The following is a 1,686-nucleotide window of genomic DNA, read 5'->3' as shown; positions in this document are numbered from 1 at the left end:
CTAGAGCACCGATCAGTTTAAAAAACATACAGTGACTTTAGCCCCAAAACATGATCAAATACACAGTATTGTTAACTCATGAACTGATTGATTATGTCTAATTCTAGAAACTGGGCACCACCTACTGCTCTTTCAAAAAAAGAGCAGTTTATTTGCCAAAAGTTAAAGCAGACTGGCAAGCTATTTGTGTTCTTGCGAACCAATCGTCATCTCATTATTAATGATGAGATTAATCAGAAGCTTATGTCAATGTATGCTGACCACCCAAGAGGAAAGCCTGCTGTTCCGGCCGCTCTTTTAGCTATGGCAACGATTCTCCAAGCATACGAGCAAAAGTCGGATGCCGGAGCGACGTTAGAAGCCATGTTTGACCAACGTTGGCAAATGGTACTGGACTGTCTAGGTAGCGAGGAATCGCCATTTTCACAAGGAACCTTATGTGATTTTCGTCATCGTTTAATTGCGAACGATATGGACGTGGTTTTACTTGAACATACCGTAAATGTCGCTCGTGAAGTGGGAGGCTTCAGCCATGTTCAGCTTAGAGTGGCCCTAGACTCAGCGCCATTACAGGGCGCAGGTCGAGTTGAAGATACATTCAACTTAGTCGGTCATGCTCTTGAATTAGTCGTCAATTGTGCTGCACAAATCAAGATGATCTCAGAAGAAGAACTTATCGAAGAATGTGGTCTACAACTGGTAGGAAAAAGCAGTGTCAAAGCGGCGTTAGACATTGATTGGTCAGATAAAAACGAGAAGCATCAAGCCGTTGAAACCTTGCAAAATGATGTTGACGCTCTGAAGCATTGGTTAGAAAAACAACCCTCCGCCTTTATTAAACATAAAGGGCTGGAAGAGAGCCTCACTTTACTTGAAAAGGTTTTGGAGCAGAATATTGACCCCGACCCGGACGGAAATGGACCTAAAGTAAAAGAGGGTTCGGTGCCGGATAGGCAAATCTCTATCTCAGACTCAACAATGCGCCATGGGCGAAAATCAAGCTCAAGGACGATTAGCGGGTTTAAGCAACATATTGCTGTCGACTTAGACAACAAGCTAATATTAGCGACCTGTGTCCGTCCTGCCAACGAACCGGAGCACAAGGCGTCGGAGTACTTAAAACCCAAAGTCAATGTTTACGGTGAAGTTAAACAAATTCAAATAGATAGGGGTTATTTAGCTGCTCACTGGACAACGGAGCTGTACGAAGCTGGGAAAGAGGTCGTTGCAAAACCATGGACACCGCCGTCCAAAAAAGTACTGACTAAAAACGCCTTCCAAATAGACTTGGTTGAAGGTTGTGTCACATGTCCTGCAGGGAAAGTGGCCATGATAAAGTCTGGAAAAGTAACGCAAGCCCGTTTTAAATCAACGGAATGCAAAGCTTGTCCGAAGAAATCAGATTGTACGACATCAGAGAAAGGTCGAAAAATTAAAATACACGAGCAGGAAGTGATGCTGCAAAAACTTCAGAAGTACGTAAGTACTTCTCAAGGTCGGGCTGATGCTAGAGAGCGGGTCAAAGTAGAGCACTCTCTAGCATCAATCTGCAACCGCAAAGGTCCTAGAGCAAGGTACCGAGGCTTGCGGCTAAATGAATATGATTTAAACAGAACGGCAGTCATTACCAACTTGCATATAGCGATGGGTTTAGCTGCTTAAAATTTAAACTATATGGTGCTCTAG

1 protein-coding gene is annotated in these 1,686 nt (G+C 43.7%); it reads left to right on the top strand.

Features of this window, described 5'->3' with window-relative positions; all coding sequences use genetic code 11:
- Positions 1-93 precede the first annotated feature (93 nt).
- The gene (locus UF06_RS03680) at positions 94-1,662 is read left to right on the top strand and encodes an IS1182 family transposase (RefSeq protein ID WP_045569236.1); all 1,569 of its coding nucleotides are present in this window, start codon (positions 94-96) and stop codon (positions 1,660-1,662) included.
- Positions 1,663-1,686: the final 24 nt, after the last annotated feature.

Origin of the sequence: Vibrio sp. S234-5 (assembly GCF_000960595.1) — a bacterium.
Lineage (GTDB): Bacteria > Pseudomonadota > Gammaproteobacteria > Enterobacterales > Vibrionaceae > Vibrio.
This window is presented reverse-complemented; position numbering and strand designations above follow the sequence as displayed.

Coding starts and splice junctions, on each gene's coding strand:
- UF06_RS03680 (WP_045569236.1), top strand. CDS start 94: ATGTCTAATTCTAGAAACTGGGCACCACCTACTGCTCTTTCAAAAAAA.